General features: G+C 58.1%; 17 protein-coding genes. 14 read left to right on the top strand and 3 right to left on the bottom strand.

The genetic code is table 11. The features are described from left to right. Positions 1 to 139: 139 nt before the first annotated feature. The 8 genes from ACVTFQ_RS32015 (at position 140) to ACVTFQ_RS31980 (ending at position 8849) form a co-directional block, all read left to right on the top strand. Entirely contained in the window at positions 140 to 1246 is a 1107-nt protein-coding gene (locus ACVTFQ_RS32015) for an LLM class flavin-dependent oxidoreductase (RefSeq protein ID WP_142859759.1), read from the top strand. 102 nt (positions 1247 to 1348) lie between these two features. Then, positions 1349 to 2524: an ABC transporter substrate-binding protein gene (locus ACVTFQ_RS32010; RefSeq protein WP_142859761.1), complete on the top strand. Its 1176-nt coding sequence runs from the start codon at positions 1349 to 1351 to the stop codon at positions 2522 to 2524. Between the two features lie 83 nt (positions 2525 to 2607). After that, positions 2608 to 3525 carry an ABC transporter permease gene (locus ACVTFQ_RS32005; protein ID WP_142859762.1) on the top strand — a complete coding sequence of 306 codons (918 nt, stop codon included), beginning with the start codon at positions 2608 to 2610 and terminating at the stop codon, positions 3523 to 3525. Positions 3526 to 3530: 5 nt separating this feature from the next. Then, on the top strand, positions 3531 to 4319 hold the full coding sequence (locus tag ACVTFQ_RS32000) for an ABC transporter permease (protein ID WP_142859764.1): 789 nt from the start codon (positions 3531 to 3533) through the stop codon (positions 4317 to 4319). 10 nt (positions 4320 to 4329) lie between these two features. Then, positions 4330 to 5409, top strand: coding sequence for an ABC transporter ATP-binding protein (locus ACVTFQ_RS31995; RefSeq protein WP_142859766.1), 1080 nt, complete (start codon positions 4330 to 4332; stop codon positions 5407 to 5409). A gap of 24 nt (positions 5410 to 5433) precedes the next feature. Further along, positions 5434 to 7029 (top strand): GMC family oxidoreductase, encoded by a 1596-nt coding sequence (locus ACVTFQ_RS31990; protein WP_142859768.1) that lies wholly within the window; start codon positions 5434 to 5436, stop codon positions 7027 to 7029. A gap of 16 nt (positions 7030 to 7045) precedes the next feature. After that, the gene (locus ACVTFQ_RS31985; RefSeq protein ID WP_142859770.1) at positions 7046 to 8476 is read left to right on the top strand and encodes an NAD(P)/FAD-dependent oxidoreductase; all 1431 of its coding nucleotides are present in this window, start codon (positions 7046 to 7048) and stop codon (positions 8474 to 8476) included. A gap of 19 nt (positions 8477 to 8495) precedes the next feature. Then, complete coding sequence (locus tag ACVTFQ_RS31980; protein ID WP_142859772.1) at positions 8496 to 8849, top strand: RidA family protein; 354 nt, start codon at positions 8496 to 8498, stop codon at positions 8847 to 8849. Between the two features lie 36 nt (positions 8850 to 8885). On the opposite strand, the gene ACVTFQ_RS31975 is transcribed toward ACVTFQ_RS31980, so the two are convergent. Then, positions 8886 to 10892: a sigma-54-dependent Fis family transcriptional regulator gene (locus tag ACVTFQ_RS31975; protein WP_142859774.1), complete on the bottom strand. Its 2007-nt coding sequence runs from the start codon at positions 10890 to 10892 to the stop codon at positions 8886 to 8888. Positions 10893 to 11111: 219 nt separating this feature from the next. Between ACVTFQ_RS31975 and ACVTFQ_RS31970 the strand changes: the two genes are divergently transcribed. The 4 genes from ACVTFQ_RS31970 (at position 11112) to ribA (ending at position 14501) form a co-directional block, all read left to right on the top strand. Next, the gene (locus ACVTFQ_RS31970; RefSeq protein WP_142859775.1) at positions 11112 to 12548 is read left to right on the top strand and encodes an NAD-dependent succinate-semialdehyde dehydrogenase; all 1437 of its coding nucleotides are present in this window, start codon (positions 11112 to 11114) and stop codon (positions 12546 to 12548) included. A 14-nt stretch (positions 12549 to 12562) separates the two neighbouring features. Then, the gene (locus ACVTFQ_RS31965) at positions 12563 to 13072 is read left to right on the top strand and encodes a flavin reductase family protein (RefSeq protein WP_142859777.1); all 510 of its coding nucleotides are present in this window, start codon (positions 12563 to 12565) and stop codon (positions 13070 to 13072) included. A gap of 31 nt (positions 13073 to 13103) precedes the next feature. After that, entirely contained in the window at positions 13104 to 13583 is a 480-nt protein-coding gene (locus ACVTFQ_RS31960; RefSeq protein ID WP_142859779.1) for a 6,7-dimethyl-8-ribityllumazine synthase, read from the top strand. Positions 13584 to 13844: 261 nt separating this feature from the next. After that, on the top strand, positions 13845 to 14501 hold the full coding sequence (gene ribA, locus ACVTFQ_RS31955) for a GTP cyclohydrolase II (protein WP_142859781.1): 657 nt from the start codon (positions 13845 to 13847) through the stop codon (positions 14499 to 14501). Positions 14502 to 15088: 587 nt separating this feature from the next. Here ribA and ACVTFQ_RS31950 read toward each other — a convergent pair. After that, positions 15089 to 15838, bottom strand: coding sequence for an SDR family NAD(P)-dependent oxidoreductase (locus ACVTFQ_RS31950; protein WP_142859783.1), 750 nt, complete (start codon positions 15836 to 15838; stop codon positions 15089 to 15091). A gap of 286 nt (positions 15839 to 16124) precedes the next feature. After that, entirely contained in the window at positions 16125 to 16889 is a 765-nt protein-coding gene (locus ACVTFQ_RS31945; protein ID WP_142859785.1) for an SDR family NAD(P)-dependent oxidoreductase, read from the bottom strand. A 390-nt stretch (positions 16890 to 17279) separates the two neighbouring features. Between ACVTFQ_RS31945 and ACVTFQ_RS31940 the strand changes: the two genes are divergently transcribed. Further along, positions 17280 to 18101, top strand: a complete 822-nt coding sequence (locus ACVTFQ_RS31940; RefSeq protein ID WP_171520492.1) for an ABC transporter permease subunit — start codon at positions 17280 to 17282, stop codon at positions 18099 to 18101. A gap of 62 nt (positions 18102 to 18163) precedes the next feature. Then, positions 18164 to 19465: an extracellular solute-binding protein gene (locus ACVTFQ_RS31935; protein ID WP_142859788.1), complete on the top strand. Its 1302-nt coding sequence runs from the start codon at positions 18164 to 18166 to the stop codon at positions 19463 to 19465. The last annotated feature ends 82 nt before the right edge of the window (positions 19466 to 19547 follow it).

The raw sequence follows: 19547 nt of genomic DNA, 5'->3' as shown, positions 1-19547 counted from the left end.
GACCGCACTGGAAAAGTGAGACTCGTCAGGTTTGTTCGTTAACGTACTGATTCCGCAGCTATTTCCAGCGTGGCATATCGCTTGCTCATGAATATGCGAGGATCGGACAGGCCGATCTCAATTCTAGAGGAGATACCAAATGGACCTCGGTCTATTTATGATGCCCCTGCACGATCAGCGGCGCAACTTCACTGAACTCCTGAAACAGGATCGTGAAGCAGTGATCCTCGCCGACCGTCTCGGCTTCTCGGAAGTTTGGGTTGGCGAGCACATTAGCTGCTCCTGCGAACCGATTGCCGACCCGCTTCAATTTTTCGGTACGCTGATCCATGCGACGAAGCAGATCAAGTTCGCCACGGGGGTCCTGAACCTACCGCAGCACCATCCGGCACGTCTCGCCGGCCAGATCGCACAATTCGACCATCTCTCGGAAGGCCGTTTCATCATGGGCGTTGGCCCGGGCGGTCTCGTGACCGATATGGAACTGTTCGGCACGCAGGAAAAGAACCGCGCCGAAATGACCACCGAATCCATCAAGATCATGCACCAGATCTGGTCGCAGAACCCGCCCTACAACATCAAGGGCAAATACTGGGACGTGGTTATCGAGAATACGCTCATTCCCAGCCTCGGTTTCGGTCCGATGCTTAAGCCGTATCAGCAGCCGTTCCCCGAGCTGGCGATCTCGGTGATGAGCCCATCTTCAAGCAGCGCGCGCCAGGCGGGCGAAAACGGCTGGAGCATCGTCTCTGCCAACTTTACCCCGGTCGCCAACGTCAAAACCCATTGGGAACAGTACGTCGTGGGCTGCGAAAAGGCCGGCCGTCGCCCTGACCGCAACAAGTGGCGTATCGCACGTTCGCTGCTCGTGACCGACAGCGATCAGGAAGCGGCCGACTACCTCGCCGAGGGCACGTCTTCCTACCGCTGGTACTACGAGTACATCGTGGAAGATATGAAGGCGTTCAAGCTCCTCGGCGTGCTCAAGCCTTCGATGAACACGTTGGACAGCGACATCACGGTGCAGAACTGCCTCGACTGGATGGTGCTCTCGGGCTCTCCGAAAACAGTTCTCGACAAGCTCGTTGCCTTCGTCGACGAAGTTGGCGGTCCGTTTGGCTCTCTCATGATGACCCAGAAGGACTGGGACCGCCCCGCCATCCACAAGCGCTCCATGGAACTCCTCTCGACCGACGTCATGCCAAAGCTGCGTCAACACGTGGGCACGCTCGCTGCAGCCGAGTAACGCGTCCTGCAGTCCAGCCACGCGGCCCGGGCCGCGTGGCCACTAATAAGAAAATTTCACGGGAATATTCACTCTTCACCTATTCGAACTGGGAGCCCTGTTATGAAGCATGAAGACCACAACAAGAAAGAAATCACGTCCGCCCGAACCGCAGATCTTTTTAACGAGGTAATGCTCGCCCGCCGCAGCTTCATGCTGGGTACGGCTGCCATTGCAGCCGGTGCCACGCTTGGAGCCTGGGTACCCCAGGCACGTGCCGCCGTCGGTGGCAACCTCGAAGTGATGGCCTGGGAAGGCTATACGCTCGAGACCGAGACCGCGGAATGGCGCAAGGCTAACAACATCACCATGCGCGCTGCCATCATGAGCAACCAAGATGACGTCACCGCAAAGATCGTCGGAAGCAACGCCGTTCGCCTCGACCTCGCCGAGTACTCCAACGGCTACAACGCGATCTACAATGAGCTGGGTGTCCTTACGGAGCTGGATGTCTCCAAGATCCCCAACTACAATAAGGACGACATCTACGCCCCGTTCTACGAGGGTGACATGTGGTACTGGGATGGCAAGAACTGGGCCATGCCTTGGGTCTGGGGTCTGGACACGATCGTCGTCAATCCGGAACTGACCGGCTTCGAAGTGAAAAGCTACGAGGACCTCCTCCGTCCGGAACTCACCGGGAAACTTGCGTTTCTCGACAATCCGCTCACCGTTTGGCCCCAGATCGCGAAGGTCACCGGCTACGGAGAAAAGTTCCCGAACTTGACGAAGGACGAGCTTGGCGATTGCTTCGAGAAGCTAAAGCCCTACCGCGATCAGACGAAGGTTTTCGCCTCGTCGAACGGCGACGTCATCTCGCTTTTCGCCTCCGGTGAAATCGCCGCATGCTTCTGTGTCTGGAGCGCCGTTCCGCTCGAAACGGCCAAACAGAACGTCAAGACGGTTGCGGTCTACCCGAAGGAGGGCGCAGCCGTTTGGGCGGACGCTTGGTTTATTCCCAAGACCGCCGAGAACATCGAGACCGCCCACGCCTTCATCAATGAGGCACTTGAGCCGGAAATCCAGGCATCCATTTCGAAGACCGCCGTCGCAGCAGCTGTTTCCAAAAAGGCGCCCGCCTTGATGGACGCGGGTACGAAAGCTCTTTTCGACTACGACAACTTCGACCAACAGTTCAAGACGATGAAGGTGTACGGTCAACCGCCGCGGACCTCTACAGAGTTCGCGACATACGACGACTGGCTGCAGGTCTGGGCCGACTTCCGCGCGGGCTTTTGATGTCCCGGGCCAGCGGGACAATTACCGCTGGCCCGCTCATCAGTGCGCTATGATATCTTTCTTACATAACAGGATGTACGCTCATGGCGACTGCCGCTGACTACGTCGAGAAGCACAATGCGGTCACCCCGCGATCGTCCGGGTTCAGCCTCGCGCCGGGTTTCGCACTCGCAGGTCTGCCGTTCGGATTTCTGCTCGTTTTCTTCATCTTACCGGTGGTCCTCCTATTCGTGACGAGCTTTTTCACGGCTCGTTCCTTTGTGATCGAACCCGTTTGGAATCTCGACAACTATGCCAGGATTTTGTCTGCGGCTGGCTTCTGGCAAGCGACTTGGGTCGGAATGAAGAACGGCTTCTTCACCGCGACTTTCTCCGTGATCCTCAGCTTTCCGGTGGCTTACTTCCTTGTCTACAGGACCAGAAGCAACATCATCATGTATCTGGTGCTGCTGTCCTGGTTTTCCAGCTATCTGGTCCGCGTCTATGCTTGGCGGACGATTCTCGGCACAAACGGCGTGATCAACTCGCTGCTCATGGGTAGCGGGATAATTTCGCAGCCGCTCGAGGTCATCCTCTTCAGCCCGTTTGCGTCGGTCCTGACGCTGATCCACATCATGCTGCCGTTCTCTCTCCTCATACTCGTCGCGTCCCTACGCGACGTCAAACAGGACTACTTGGATGCTGCTCGCGATCTCGGCGCCACGAAGGCTGGGGTGTTCGTGAAGGTCATCATGCCCATGGCTTACAAAGGGATCGTCGGCTCGTTCATGTTCACGTTTATCCTTGCCGCTGGCGACTACATCACTCCGCAGCTACTTGGCGGCAGAGACGGTGTAACCAGCGGTCTCCTCATTGCCAATCAGTTCCGCAGCGCCGGAAACTGGCCGCTGGGATCAGCCATGGCCTTCACGCTCTTGGCAACCTTCATCGGCGTCTACATCGTGTTCACTATGACGCTGAAGATTCTAAAGCTCGCGCCTGGCCGGCGCTATCACGGGTGATCGATATGCTACGGGCTTATCTCTCTGCTTACCTATTCTTCCTGTTCGCCCCGATCGCGATCATCATCCTGTTCAGCTTTCACGCGAGTCCCGCCCTGACATTCCCCCTGCAGGGGCTTAGTCTGCGGTGGTACGAACTACTGGTTTCGAAGCCTGACTTCGTGGCATCGCTTCTCAACAGTCTAAAGGTAGGGTTCTTTACCGCCGCCGTGACCACGATACTAGGAACGATGGCGGCCTTAGCGCTCATCCGGATGAGGCGTAACCACAAATCCGCATTCGAGTGGCTGAATTTCGCCCCGATCGGTCTACCGGGTCTCTTTATTGGTATCGCGCTCGTAACGCTGTTTGCTCAGATCGGGCTCGCGCGGTCGCTCATTACGGTCACGATCGCTCACGTTCTCTGCACACTGCCGTTCTTCGTGGAGACTATGCGCTCGCGCGTCAACTATTTCGACCAGTCGCTGGAAGAAGCTGCTCGCGATCTCGGAGCCTCGCAGTTCCAGACCTTCCGAATGGTGACCATTCCAATCCTCGCGCCCACCATTGCCGGAGCGGCCATCCTCTCGTTCGCCCTTTCGTTCGACGAGTTCATTGTCACGGTTTTCGTGAGCGGCAATGACACGACGCTTCCGCTTTACATCTGGTCGATGATGCGGCGCACCGTCGATCCCTCGATCAATGCTGCCAGCGTTATCGCGTTGGCACTTTCAATTGCCGTTCTGGCAGCGGGCGGTTTCACTCTCTGGCTTCAAAGAAAACGAGCTGTCGCCGCGCGCGACACGAATGAATAAGGGGATCGTCATGTCTCAGAACATTGTCGAGTTGAACAATATCACCAAGTCCTTCGGCATCTTTACAGCTTTAGAAAACATAAACCTGACCGTAAAAAAGGGGGAAATCCTCACCTTGCTTGGGCCGAGCGGCTGCGGAAAGTCGACCCTCATGAGGATCGTTGCGGGTTTCGAGGACGCGACATCTGGCGACGTTGTGATTTCCGGACGAGATGTAACGCGAGTGCCGCCCGAGAAACGGCCAGTCAACATGGTTTTCCAGCGCTACGCGCTTTTCCCCCACCTTGATGTCTTCGACAACGTCGCTTTTGGCCTTCGCCTGAAAGGCGTTCCCAAGTCGCAGGTGAACGACCAGGTGACGGCCATGTTGAAGCTGGTACAGCTCGAGGAGTTCTCCAGCAGGTGGATCGGCGAGATAAGCGGTGGTCAAGCCCAGCGCGTGGCGTTGGCGCGTGCGCTGGTGAACAAGCCCTCGGTTCTCTTGCTTGATGAACCTCTTGCGGCGCTCGACCTCAAGATTCGCCATCACATGCTCGACGAGCTCAAGCGTATTCACACCGAAACCGGGACTACGTTCATCTACGTTACGCACGACCAGGATGAGGCGATGATCCTGTCGGACCGCGTAGTGCTCATGAACAAGGGTACCATCGAGCAAATCGGAACGCCGGACGAGATGTATGGCGCGCCCAAGACGTTGTTCTGCGCGAAGTTCTTCGGGGACACCAATCTTCTCGATGGGAAGGTCAAGTCGTCGGACGCGTCCGGCGCTCTGGTCGAACTGCCAATCGGGGCCGCGCAGGTTGCAGCGAGCAGCCTGCGCGCGGGCACACCCGTGCACGTCTCTATCCGGCCGGAGGCGATCAGCATCGCCGCATCCGACGGGCATTCCGAAACGGTGAACCGGGTGGAAGGCAATGTGGAAGATGTCGTCTTCATCGGCAGCCGGGTTGTGTACAAGGTCCGTCACGAGACGGGGGCACTACTGAAATGTCAGGAGCATCGCGCAGCAGCCGGAATTCGTTTCGGCGTCGGTAGCCCGGTGTCCTTGCGTTGGGACCCGGCGTCGGTCGTCGTTCTCGCGAGCTGAAGCAGAAATTTATAGGATCTCAAAATGTACGATTATATTGTCGTCGGTGGCGGCTCGGCGGGTTGTACTATCGCGTCACGGCTTAGCGAAGACTTTGACAGCAAGGTTTTGCTTCTCGAGCAGGGCGACCGCGACTGGAGCCCTTATATTCATCTTCCGGTGACGTATTATAAGACTTCGAAGAGTAACATGCTCACCCGCTACAAGCTCGAACCGCAGCATCATCAGGGCGGGGTTACTCCCGAGTTTGTGCAGGGGCGGGTTCTGGGTGGCGGAAGCTCTGTCAACGCAATGGTCTACATGCGCGGAATTCCCAGCGACTACAATCAGTGGGAAGCCGACGGCTGCACGGGCTGGGGCTACGACGACGTGCTTCCGTATTTCAAGAAGGCGGAAAGCAACGAGCGATTTTCCGGAGATGTCCACGGGACCGAAGGTCCGCTCAGTGTATCCGACCAACGCCACACGCATTACCTCACGAAGGCATGGGTGCGGGCGGCACAGGAACTAGGCATCAACTTCAATCCCGACTTCAACTCTGGTGACCAGGCCGGTGTCGGTTTCTACCAGGTCACGATGAAGGACGGACTCCGTTGCAGCGCCGCTGCGGCGTACCTCAAGCCCGCGCGCAAGCGTAAAAACCTCACGGTTCAAACCAAGACCAAGGCCCTCCGGATCATTATCGAGAACAACCGCGCCGTCGGCGTCGAGTACTTTCATAAAGGTCAGGTGACGCGGGCGATGGCCTCACAGGAGGTAGTGGTATGCTCCGGTGCCATTGGTTCGCCACATCTGTTGCTTCTTTCGGGCATTGGCCCAGCCGATCATCTCAAGGAGATCGGCGTTGACGTGAAGCATGACCTTCCGGGTGTCGGCCAGAACCTTCAGGACCATTTCGACATGTTCCTGATCTACGAGTTGACGGGTGCTCATAGCTACGACAAATACAAAAAACTACGCTGGCAGGCCTGGGCGGGGCTGCAATACGCCTTGTTCCGGAACGGTCCCGTCACGTCAAACGTCTGCGAAGGGGGGCTTTGCTGGTACGGAGCGGAAGACGACAAGCTGCCGACCCTCCAGTACCACTTCCTGCCGGGAGCGGGCGTCGAAGAAGGGTCCGACTCCACTCCGAGTGGCAACGGATGCACGACGAACGTCTACCAGTCGCGTCCTCGGTCGCGGGGCTTCGTCAAGCTCCGCAGCGCTGATCCGAACGTCTTTCCGGCTGTCGATCCCCGCTACTGCGCCGAGGAGTATGATGTGGAATGCCTCGCGGAAGGTGTTCGCATCGGCCAGGAAATCCTCCAGCAAAGGTCACTTTCTAAGTACGTGTCACACCCGTTCCGCCCTGGAGGCATTCTGAAGACGAAGGCCGAGCGTATGGAGTTCGTCCGAGCAACGGGGCAAGGCGCTCTTCACCCATCGGGCGCGTGCAAGATGGGGACTGATGACATGGCCGTCGTAGACACCCAGCTCCGAGTTCGCGGCATCGAGGGGCTGCGCGTTGCAGACACTTCGATCCTCCCCCGCGTTCCGTCTGGAAACCTGAACGCGCCGGCGATCATGGTGGGTGAGCGGGCAGCGGATTTCATCCGTGGCAACAAGTTTTCGGCCGCTTGAGAGCTGGAGTTTGGTCATGGACTTGCTGGCAGCAGTTCGCTCAGATGTTGAGCGGGAGTTCTCGTGGTGGCAGAAGGACGTCCGCAGTCTTTTCGGTACGCCAAGGCAACCGCCGCTGACATCGAGGATGGACGTCGATGTCGCCATCGTTGGAGGCGGTTTTACTGGCCTCTGGACGGCGCTCATATTGAAAGAGCGAAATCCTCAGCTTCGGGTCGCCATCCTCGACGCATATCGATGCGGCGATGGGGCGAGCTCTCGAAATGGGGGCAACGTCCATGGATACTGGGGGGCGCTCCCTACCCTTTTACCGATCTTCGGCGCCGACAAGAGCATCGAAGCTGCGCGTCTGGGTACCGTGGCTCAGGGTCGTCTTCGAAAATTCGCCACGGCACATAGACGGGACGTATGGTGGGTCGAAGAGGGGTATCTACGCGTCGCCACCTCGCCCGCTCAGGTAAAGAAAATCCGCGAGTTTGTCCGCACCGCACGAGACCTGGGCTTGGGTGACACTCTCCGTCAATTGCCGCAAGGGGAACTCAGAGAACTCTGTAACTCGCCGAGGTTCCTAGAAGGGCTGTTGTTTACAGAAGGCGCAACGGTAAACCCGGGACGATTGGTCCATGAGTTGCGTCAGGCTGCGTTGGACGCAGGAATATCGATTTTCGAGAATTCCCCCGTACGGCGTGTCCAAAAGGGATCCGTGAATTTCGTTGAAACGGACCGCGGTGCAGTGACCGCGCGCGATGTTGTACTCGCCACGTATACTGGAACGATGGGACTGAGCCCGGTTGCCAAGTCAACCACGCTTTTCTCCAGCTTTCCAGTGATGTCTGATCCCGATCCCGAATATTTAGAAAGCATCAATTATCGAAAGGCGCGCGGGCTCGCGGACCTCCGCATGTTCACGCACTATTTCCGACGGACGAACGACGGGCGGGTTCTTATGGGATCGGGTTCTGGACCGCTTGAATGGGGAAGCGCGCACAACTCGGAGAAGTTACGCAATGACGGGGCAAGCGCTCGACGGGCAGCTATCGGGCTCCAACGGTTCTTTCCCGGTATGAGTGGCGGCGTGGCCACGAGTTGGGGATATCCGATTGAAGTCACTTCGGACCGCCTCCCCTATTTCGGCACGTTGCAGGGAAGCCGGATCCACTACGGTTCCGGTTACTCGGGGCATGGCGTCAATGCCACGGTTATCGCCGGGGAATGCCTTTCGTCCCTCATCTTGAACCAGAAAGACGAATGGACGACGTCGGCTTTCTGCTCGCGAAATCGGATGACCTTCCCGATCGAGCCATTCCGCTTTGTGGGCGGCACGATGGTGCGCGATGCCATCGTCCGTTGTGAAGACGCCGAGGACGCTGGTCGCCGCCAGCCGCTTATCGCCCAAGCGATCTCGAACTTGCCACGCGTCATGGGAATGCGTGTCGGGACCCGTTGATACAGAATTGGAGAGCACTATGACCATTCACCGCTTTGAACCCAACGGCAAACGTCTGAGCCACGTGCTCGTCCACAATGGCATTGCGTATGTCACCGGGCAGGTCCCGACTGACCGCTCCCAGGGTATCGAAGGGCAGACCCTGCAGTTGCTAGACCGGATCGACCACCTGCTCGGTGTTGCTGGCACCGACAAGTCGAAGATACTCTTTGCCCAGATCTGGCTCCGGAACATCAAGCGCGACTTTGCGCCGATGAATGCACTCTGGGAATCCTGGATACCGGAAGACGCGCTTCCTGCCCGGGCTACGGTCGAGTCCAATCTCGCCGCCGACGAAATATTGATCGAGATCGCGCTTCAGGCTGCCGTTTGAAATTGGCGCTGCTGGCCGCGAGGCCAGCGCCGCACCTCACGGATCCTCGTGCTCACCGAGAACCAGGCCATGCTGCTTGAGTTTTCGGTAGAACGTGGCCCTGCTGATACCGAGTGCTTCCATGCACGCTATGGGATCGCGGCCAAACCGTTCCATGGCAGTTGCGAGCGCGACCTTCTCGGCTTCGGCCGCCGCCGCCTTGTACGGCGTCATTTGCCGCTTTCGTCCGGCTAGCGGCGACGTCGGACGTCGTACTCGCACTTCCCTCACTTCTCCGGACGAAGTGACCGCTGTGGGCATTGACGAAGGCGGGGGAACGGCCGAGACGGGAGTGGGCACAAGCATCAGGTCGTTCGGTTCTATCAGGCCGCGGGTGGCCAGCTTGGCCGCGCGCGTGAGGACGTTGCGCAACTCGCGAATATTACCTGGCCAGGAGTGGGCCAGCAAAATCTTCATAGCGCGGTCCGATAACGAAATCTCGACATCCTCGGAAAACTGTTCCATCAAATTGCCGATGATTGTTTCGAGGTCTTCTCGATCACGCAGCGCGGGCAATGTCACTATGGTCCCTGCGAGGCGATAGAAGAGGTCCTGTCGGAATGTGCCCGCAGCAACCTTCGAGTTAAGATCCTGGTGGGTCGCTGCGACAACCTGGACATCGACGGTGCGCGCACGGCCGGAGCCCAGCGGCATGACCTCCTGAGTTTCAAGGAACCGCAGGAGTCGTGTCTGCAGAGGGAGCGGCATATCCCCAATTTCATCGAGGAAAAGTGTACCCTTATCCGCTTCTACAATCCGCCCGACATTTCCCTCCTTGCTTGCCCCGGTGAACGCGCCGCCGCTGTATCCGAAAAGCTCGCTATCTATGAGCGTCTCCGGGACAGCGGAGCAGTTGAACGCAACGAAGGGGCCCGTAGCCCGTTCGCTCTCGTAGTGCAGGGCACGGGTAAGCGTGTCTTTTCCAACCCCCGTTTCGCCGAGGAGCAGCATGTGCAGCCCGCTGCCGAATACCTTCCTCAGGACATCGATGTTCCGCTTCATATTGCGGTCGTTGCCCGCACACTCGGCTAGCGAGGTAATCTTCTTCCCGAGCTTCGGCTTAGCAATCTTGGTTGTCGCGCCGGCGGCAAGCGACGTGATCGAAGCCGGCAGAACCGATAGCGGTCGCCTGAGGTTCACGTCGATGACCTTTCCGCTACCCAGCGGCCGGAGTTCGCGTAGATTGTCGCACAGATAGTCGAGCGGGGGATTTCCTTTGATCTTTTCAAAAACGGCCCAGAGCGTTCGCGTTCCGATCGCAGATTCCTCCAGCTTGAAGAGGCGTCTGGCATTCCGTGTCGCGCCTACGATACGGCAGTCGCTGTCGACGGCGAAGATGGTCGGCGATCGTTGTTCGGTACTGACAGCTAGTGTGTAGTATTTCCGGAACGCGTTCCGAAAATATGTGGTCTCGAGCCGATCCGCAGTGATCTGGGCGACGCCAAATACCACACGATGCGCCAACTGGGGTACGCCCGGATTGTACGTCGAAAGGTTGACGACGCCGAGTATGTTGCCGTCCGGCCCAAAGAAGGGAGCTGTCGCGCACGCTTGACCGGTTAGATCGGCATAAAAGTGATCCGAGAGGTAGACCGCGGTCGGTTCTAAATTTTTTAGCGCCGTCCCAATACCGTTTGTACCGCCGACCTCCTCACTCCACACCGCGCCGATCCGGTCCGTGCTGCAATAGAACGCGGCATCTCTGCTGCGACGCTCAGATATAATCACTCCGTTGCGGTTGGCTATGTGGGCACTGTAGCCACCGCCCTCGATCATCATCAACGTTGCTTCGAGCTCGTTTGTCGCCAGTGCCACGTCCGCGTCGAAAGTGTCCTGCTCTTCGCGCAGCTCTCTATTGGTGAGATCGACCAGTTTGGGGCGCGAGGGATCCAGCTTGTAGTCCTGAAGACAGCGCGCCCACGAGGCCGTCCGCCACTCGCCTCTTCCGGCAGTCGTCAGCACAGCCTCCTCAATCACACGGAAGTGATCGTCTGGTCCAAGCATTTTGGTGTTCCCTTATTTGCTCGAATTAGTGATCCAAAATTGCGTCAAGTCAAGGACGAGAGTACGTCCTTGTGCGTCTCATGTTTGAGACAAAATTGAGACGTTTGAGCGGGAGGTCATCTAAGCTCCAAGTTGCCTTGTAATTCAGCCGGTTAGGTGAGTGGCACGCGGCTTGCTCCTCCAAGGTAGGCCCAATGGCACTGCGAAAAGGAGACTTACATGGCTTATCCGAATACCAAACTGTACATTGGCGGAGAGTGGAGCGACGCCTCCGGGGGCAAGACGCTGGATGTCGTAAACCCGATCAACGGAGAGGTAATCGGAAACGTAGCCCACGCATCGCGGACGGATCTCGAAAGAGCGGTCCAGGCCGTCGCCTCGGGGTTTAAAACGTGGAGCGCCACGTCTGCTTTCGAACGTTATAAGGTCATCCGCCGCGCGGCATCCCTGCTCCGTGATCGTCTCGAGGACGCCGCCCGTCTTCTGACCACGGACGAAGGAAAGCCACTTTCCGAATCGCGTCTAGAAGTAAACTCCTGCGCGGACCTGCTTGACTGGTTCGCAGAAGAAGGCCGCCGGACATATGGTCGGGTCATCCCTTCTCGTGGCGTTAGCATCCAGCAGTATGCGGTCAAGGACCCGGTTGGCCCGGCTGTAGGTTTCACCCCGTGGAACTTTCCGATGAGCCAAATCGTCCGGAAACTTGGCCCCGCGATCTCGGCAGGCTGCTCGATCATCATAAAGGGTCCGGAAGAAGCTCCTGCCGCACCGGCGGTACTTTTCCAGTGCCTCCACGACGCGGGTGTTCCCGCAGGTGTTGTGAACCTTGTCTTCGGGACACCGTCGGAGATTTCCGAATTCCTCGTTCCGCATCCAGTAATCCGCAAGGTGTCGTTTACGGGTTCGGTTCAAGTTGGCAAGCACCTTGCCTCGTTGGCGGGCCTGCATATGAAGCGGGTGACGATGGAGCTTGGCGGACACGCCCCCGTCATCGTGGCAGACGACGCCAATATCGATGCGGCGACGACAGCTTTGGTTGCCGCAAAATTTAGGAATGGAGGCCAGGTCTGTATCTCCCCAACACGCTTCCTAATCCAGACCAACGTGCATGACGAGTTCGTTGATTCCTTCGTGAAAAAGACGAAGGCTCTTAAGGTCGGCGACGGCCTGGCCGATGGCGTCCAGGTCGGCCCGTTGATCAACGAACGCCGTAGGGCCGCCGTCGAGTCGCTGATCGAGGACGCAGTTAGCAAGGGAGCGAAAATCGAGACGGGAGGACACCGCATCGGAAACAGCGGTTTCTTCTTTGAGCCTACCGTGCTTACGGGTGTGACGACCGAGATGAGGGCGATGAACGAAGAGCCGTTTGGCCCGGTAGCTCTGGTGAAGTCCTTTTCCGATCTCGGCGAGGCAATCGAGGAAGCTGGCCGACTGCCGTTCGGTCTCGGATCCTACGCCTGGACGTCAAGCGCCTCTAATGCGCGACGGCTCGCGCAAGGGGTTCAGGCGGGCATGTTGTCTATCAACCACATCGGGCTTGGGCTGCCCGAAACGCCTTACGGCGGCGTCCGGGACTCCGGATATGGCTACGAAGGCGGCAGTGAGGCACTAGAGGCCTACATGAACACCCGTTTCATCACTCACGACGCCAACTAGGGAACTGCCCTGCCATGATCAGTACCGAGGATTTTCGCGAGGCCATGCAGCGGTTCGCAGGCCCCGTCACAGCAATAACCTCGATCAAAGACGGTGTTCCTTGCGGACTGATGGCCACGGCTGTGTGTAGCCTGTCCGCCGATCCGCCGTCCTTGATTGTCTGTATCAACAAAAGCGCCTCCGCTCACGATACCATCATCGATCAGGGTTTCCTCGGCGTGTCGGTCTTGACCGACTCGATGCTGGCGTTTGCCGACCACTTCGCACGCGCCAAGGGCCCCGATCGCTTCGAAGGCGCATTGTGGAATTTCCAGGAGACGGGAGCCCCGTTGCTAGCCGGGGCCTCTGTTGCGTTCGATTGTCGTATAGCCAAGACGCATGACGGATACAGCCACACGATCGTAATCGCGAAGATCCACGACATCCTTCTTCCTAACCAAGATGCCGATCGTTGCCTCTTGTGGCACCGCCAGGGCTTCGTCAGCCTCGCGGCGAAGCAGGCCGCGGAAGCACTCAAGAAATGACTTCTGTGCGACAGACATTATGGAGACGCCCATGACCATCGCTTTCGATCCGAAAGGACAAAAGATCGCCGTTATCCGTGCCCGATGGCATTCGGACATCGTTGACAGATGCGTCGAATCGTTCGTCGACGAGTGGGAGAAGCTCGGAGGCAACCGCGAGGAAGTCGAGATCGTCGATGTGCCCGGCGCGCTCGAAATCCCATTGCATGCACAGACGCTGATCAGGACCGACCGATATGCCGCGGTCGTTGGGACGGCGTTCGTCGTCGATGGCGGCATCTACCGTCACGATTTCGTCGCCCGGACCGTTCTGGACGCCATGATGCGTGTCAGTCTCGATACTGGCGTGCCCGTCCTGTCCACCGTGCTCACGCCGCATACCTTCCAGGAGAATGAACATCAAATCGCGTTCTTCAGGGATCACTTCGTGCACAAGGGCCGGGAGGCTGCAAACGCAACCCGGAAGCTCTTGGCTGAGCGGGCGAAGGTGGCGCTTCTTCAAACACTTTAACCCGCATGCGGCTACGGATTTACTGCGCTTCGACTGAAGCTCGTTTTGCGATGCAATGGAAAATGAAGTCGTCTTACCGGCCTCTTGCTCCGGCCAGAACGGCGGTTTTACGGCACGCCAACAGCGATCTTGATACCGCATCCCGGAATGCGGTCTCAAAGAAGAGACGAGTTCAGCGACCGTCTAGGAAGCGCTTTTCTAGCGACCGCAATGGCTCTAAGCGGCAACCTACGGCTTGCTTAGACGTACGCGATCGCTGTCATGACATCAAAGGTGCTGTCGAATATGGAAGATCTAATACATCACATGCGGGCGAACGAGATCGTCGTTCACAGGACGTCGTCTTCCAAAATGCCAACTCGCTTCGGGGACTTCCAGGCAACCACGTTTGTTTGCAAACGCACGGGCGTTGAGCATGTCGCTCTTACGTGCGGCGATCTATTCGGCCGCCAAAAGGTACCGGTGCGGGTGCACTCCGAGTGCCTGACGGGCGAAAGTTTCGGATCTTTGCGATGTGATTGCGGTGAGCAGCTTTCGCACGCCTTGGAATTTTTTCAACAAGCCAGGCTCGGGTGCCTCATCTACATGCGCGGGCATGAAGGTCGCGGAATCGGCATCGGAAACAAGATCGCCGCCTACGCACTTCAGGATCGTGGTTACGACACGATGGACGCAAATCTGGAACTCGGCTTTCCAGTTGACGGCCGAGACTACGCGGCCGCGGCTTCGATTCTGCGATTGCTCGGCGTATCGAGCATTGTCCTGCTGACCAACAATCCCGCCAAGCTCGAGGCACTCCGCGCTGAGAAAATTGACGTGGTGGAGCGCAGAAGCCTAATCGTGGCCGCCCAGTCGCATAGTGTCGACTATCTTCGGACCAAGCGCGAAAAGTTCGGGCACTTCCTGCACGAGGTCTAGGCATGTCCGAACGGCAAAGGCGATCTTCCGATCATCGTTCAGGAGAACGACATGTTTAAACACACCGCCATGATCTTCGTCCGGGAAGTGAAGGCGGTCGTGCGGTTCGTCGGTGGTCTGTTTCGCGACGAGCCTCGATGCCATACGTGTCCTTTTCAATTTCAATCGATGCCGCGTGGAAACGCCTGCAATCGAGGCGATAGTGTTGATCGATCGGAAAGCGCTCGCTGGGCCTGTGGTCTCTGCACCGTGTTTCTCTTGTAGCCCGCGGCGAGCCGAACACTATAGAAAACATAGTCCAGGGGATATCCGATTTGAGAAAGAGCCTGGGGTGTACTGCGGAAGAGGTCTTGATCGCGCGCGGCCTGACAGTCGAGGAAATCACCAGATAGAAGTCATGGTCGCCGGCGCGACGAAATCATCTGGCGCGTCTCTCGATCGAAGGGGCCTTAATCAGCCTGCGTCACAATCGCAGGGGTCGTAGTCTTATGGGTCAGCGCCTGACCCCCTCCGCTGCCAGGCTTGCATGCTGGGAGGAGAATGACTTTTAGCAATGAACATGTTGGCGATCGTTGCCGTCGGGCGGCTCACCCCGCTGTCGTACCGCCGTCGATGCTCAGCATGCTCCCTGTGGCGAACCTCATATTTGCTGCCACGTAAACTGCAAACTCCGCAATTTCCTCTGGGCTGGAAAATCGCTTTAGCGGAACAGCGGCAACGGCCACGGCCCGCACTTCGTCAGAGCCACCGAACCACCCAAGCTCGGAATCCATCATCGGGGTATCGATTGGACCAGGACAAACGCAGTTTACCCGGACGCTCGGTGCGAGTTCAAGCGCCAGGGCCTTCGTGAGTCCTGCCAGTCCCGCTTTCGACGCGCAGTAGTGTGCGTAGTTCGCGAGCCCTTTGAACGAAAGGTCGGAAGCAATCGATACGATGCTCCCTTCACCTCGCTGTCTCATTTTCATCGCCACCGTTCTCAGGACGTTATAGGAGCCCGTGAGGTTGATATCGATGTGCTGCTTCCAAACCGCCGGGGTCAGATCGGCCATTGCCGCTGGCGTGACGATCCCGGCGGCGTGGATGACATAATCTATATGCCCGAGTTCCTGCCAGGAATGGTCAATCGCGTTGTCAACGCTTCCAGCGTCGGCTACGTCGGTCTGGACAACGATGAAACTGTCAGGCGCTTCTGATGCGATATGGCGAAGAATATCGACCCGACGGGCTGAAATCGCCACCCGAGCTCCCTGGTCGACCAGATGGCGAGCCGCAGCGAGGCCGACGCCCGACGATGCGCCGGTTACGAATGCTGTTCGTCCCGAAAGCTTTGCCATGTACCGCTCTCCTCAAAAGCCCATGGGCCCCTCGGCCTCTGAGCGGACCGCGCTCATGCAGGCCGCCGACCAGCAAGCTTTCTGAAAATATGAAAGATGCGCGAGCGCGGCAAAGAGGATTTTCTTCTACCTTCATAAGACCTGCTGATGCCCGGCGCCGGTTCGTGACATATGAGGCGGGCCGATACAGTTTAGCGTCAGCCCGTCGGGCACTTGTTTCCTTGTAGCCTTCAGGTGACATGCGACCGGTCTTCCGCCACCACGGTTCGAAGGTCCGCTGGGTGCCCTATCCCGCGCTGTTGCCACCATCGACGGCAAGCGTAGCTCCCGTAATGAAGGACGCGCCGTCGGACGCAAGAAAACAAACGCTGCGCGCAATTTCTTCCGGGCGAGCAACTCGCCCTAAAGGGATAGCCCCTCCCAAACGCTGAAGCCGCGTCTCGTGATCGGTATCAGGCAGCGCGCTCTGGAGCATGGCGGTGTCGGTGTCGCCCGGACAGATCGCGTTCACGCGAATGCCATCGCGTGCATGATCAAGTGCCATGGAACGAGTCAATTGCACGACAGCTCCCTTGCTTGCGCCATAAGCTACAGCTCCCTGCGCGCCCACAAGCCCCCAGTCGGATGCAATATTGACAATCACACCGGCCTTCTTCTCGAGCATTACTCGCACCGCGGCACGCGACATCCGAAAGGTTGCGGTGACGTTGGTCTCAAACGTGCGGAGCCACTCCTCGTCGGTGCAGTCGAGTGAGGTCCCGCGAAATAGAATGCCGGCATTGTTGACGAGAACATCAAGCTTTCCAAAGGTGGCGATTACCTCGGCGACGATGCGATCCGCCTCGCCAGCCCCAGTGATGTCGGCCGCGATGAATGACACTTCTGTGCCGAGCGGAGAGAGGGAACTTCGCAGCTTTTCGCCGGCATCGACGTTGCGACCTGTCAGCACCGTCGAGGCGCCCAGTGCGGCGAAGGCGGTCGCGATCGCTGCACCGATTCCGGATGTAGCACCTGTGACCAGAACAACTTTTCCCAAAAATTCTCTCGACATATCAGTATTCCTTTATGACCAACATTCGCCTGCTGCGGGCATGCGCGGTTTCCGCAATGGGTCGCCATCTTCATTCAATTGCGCAAAAAGCCCAGTGGCTGTTTCGGAGCTGATGTCTGTAGAGCGATGTGCTCGCGTCGCCGCTGCACTCCAGCACGCCACGGTGCTACGTTCGTATCCTTGGGCAGATCCTATTAAACGATGTCTCCACTGTAGGCGCGAGTCTCCTCGAACCGACTTCGAGTCGGCTCCGCGGCGGCAAAGCGGGCCGCCGTACCCCGCCTTGGACGCTCAGCGCGTTGTCGGTTCGCCGGAAAACCTCTTGACAGCAACGCCGGGTATGATCTCATATACGTGATACGGTATTTGTTATAACACGGAGGAGCAATCGTGCAACCGTCACTCTTCGCACGGATAATGACGCATCTCATTCTGGGAGTTTGCGCCCTCTTCGTTGTCCTCCCTCTCCTCTGGGTGCTGCGGACGTCATTCGCCGACAAGGTGATCGCCTATCAGCTGCCGCCTGCGCTGTTTTTTACGCCGACTCTCGATAACTACAGAACGATCATCTTCGAGATGAACTTTGGCGCCTTCTTTCTAAACAGCCTGATCATCGCGCTAACGTCCACGGCGCTCGCGGTCGTCATCGGCGCGTTTGCCGCCTATGCTATCGATCGCTACAAGGCCGGCGGCAACGCGATGCCGATCGTCATCCTCGCCACGCAGATGATGCCGCCCATTGTCCTGGTCATCCCTTTTTTCTTGATCTTCAAGAATATCGGCCTGACCGACTCGCGCACCGGCTTGATCGTCACATACCTCGCCTTCAACCTACCTTATGTCGTTTGGCTTCTGATGAGCTTTATGAAGCGCGTCCCCCGCGAACTGGACGAGGCAGCGCTGATTGACGGCTGCACACCTATGACGGCGTTCATCCGCATCATTGTTCCAGCGCTACTGCCGGGCATCGGTGCAGCCGCAATTCTCAGCTTTGTACTGAGCTGGAACGAGTTTCTCTTTGCTTTGATGTTATCGGGCAATGAGTCAAAAACGCTACCCGTCGCAATTTCCAGTCTGGTTACCCAGCAGGGTACAGCTGTGGGAGCGGTAAGCGCGGCCACCATTCTCGCCATGTTGCCGATGGCAATTCTGTATTTCGCTATGCGCCGTTTCCTCGTCTCGGGGCTGAACCTCGGAGCGGTCAAAGGCTGACCAACTGACAAACGGGACGACGGTCCAATCCTGCATTCAACACGCAAAAAGGAGATCGAAGCATGCCCCGAATGATCACAACCAGGCTTGGCGTGATGGCCGCCTCGCTGCTTGCCGCCTCGACAGCGCTCGCTGATCCTGCCGCCGTCTGCAAGGGAAAAACACTCAACCTCTTGCTCGAAACCGTCCCCGATACCACCGCGCTGATTGCGGTAGGCCCAGAGTTTGAGAAGCTCTCGGGTGCGAAGCTCAACATCGAAGCGGTCAACTACACTCTGATGCATGAGAAGCTCGTGCCCTCCTTGACCGCCTCCTCAGGCTCCTACGATGTGCTTGCGGTGGATAGCTATTGGGCGGGCGAATTCGTTACCGCCAAGTGGATCCAGCCCCTCGACGAACGCATCGCCGCCGACAAGATCGACACATCGGTGTACTATCCCGCGCTGATGGAAATTAATGGCAAGGTCAAGGGTACCACCTACATGTTGCCGTTCTGGCAATATGCGATGGGCATGCTCTACCGGAAGGACATCGTCGAGGACCCGGCGTTCCAGGCCGCGTATAAGGAGAAGTTTGGCCGCGACTGGCGCCTTCCCGAGACGCTCCAGGAATTTGCGGACGTTGCAAAGTGGGCGGGTCAGCAAACCGGCAAGGTAGGCATCGCAATGGCCGGCCAGCGCGCCGACCCGGTCGTAATGGAAGCGACAAACTACGTCTTTTCGCTTGGGGGTGACTTCTACAACCGCGAGTCTTGGGAGCCCTCTCTGAACTCCCCAGAAGGCATCGAGGCGGTGAAAATCTACGCTGACCTACTCTCGAATGCCGCGCAGCCGGGCGCGCTTGGCGCGAATTTCGATGACGTTGCCAATGCGTTGAAGCAGGACAAGGCCGTCTTCGCGATCTCCTACCTGTTTCTGATGCCCACCCTGCAGGACCCAAAGGAATCCAAGGTGGTCGACAAAGTGGGTTTTGCGCGTATGCCTGGCCAGGACAGCCTGCTTGGCGCTTGGGGCTGGGCGATCCCTACCAATGCCGCGAATGCAGATTGTTCCTGGGAGTTCATCAAATGGGTGGAATCCAAAGACATCGCGAAAAAGCGCGCTTTGGCCGGCGGTCAGGCGACCCAGACCTGGATCTATGACGACGCGGAATACCTCAAGCGTTGGCCTCAGATGGCTGCGGTCGGCGATGCGCTCGCTCACGCCAAGGGCCTGCCGGTGATGTCGCGCGCCACCCAGCTCGTAGAGGTCTTCGCCGAGGTGATGGGTGACGTCCTCGCCAACGGCACTGACGCGGCCACGGCCGTCGCCAATGCTGAGGACAAGTTTGCCCGCCTGACTAAAGGCGATCCGCTGCTGAAGTGAACGTCGCCTCATACGAAATAGCTGCGGCTGGACGTTTCGTCGGCCGCAGCGCTTACTCCTCAAGTTTCACGGATGCCAAATC

The organism is Rhizobium sp. O111 (assembly GCF_055616315.1).
Note: the sequence above shows the minus strand (reverse complement) of the source record. Positions and strands in the feature narration are given on the sequence as shown.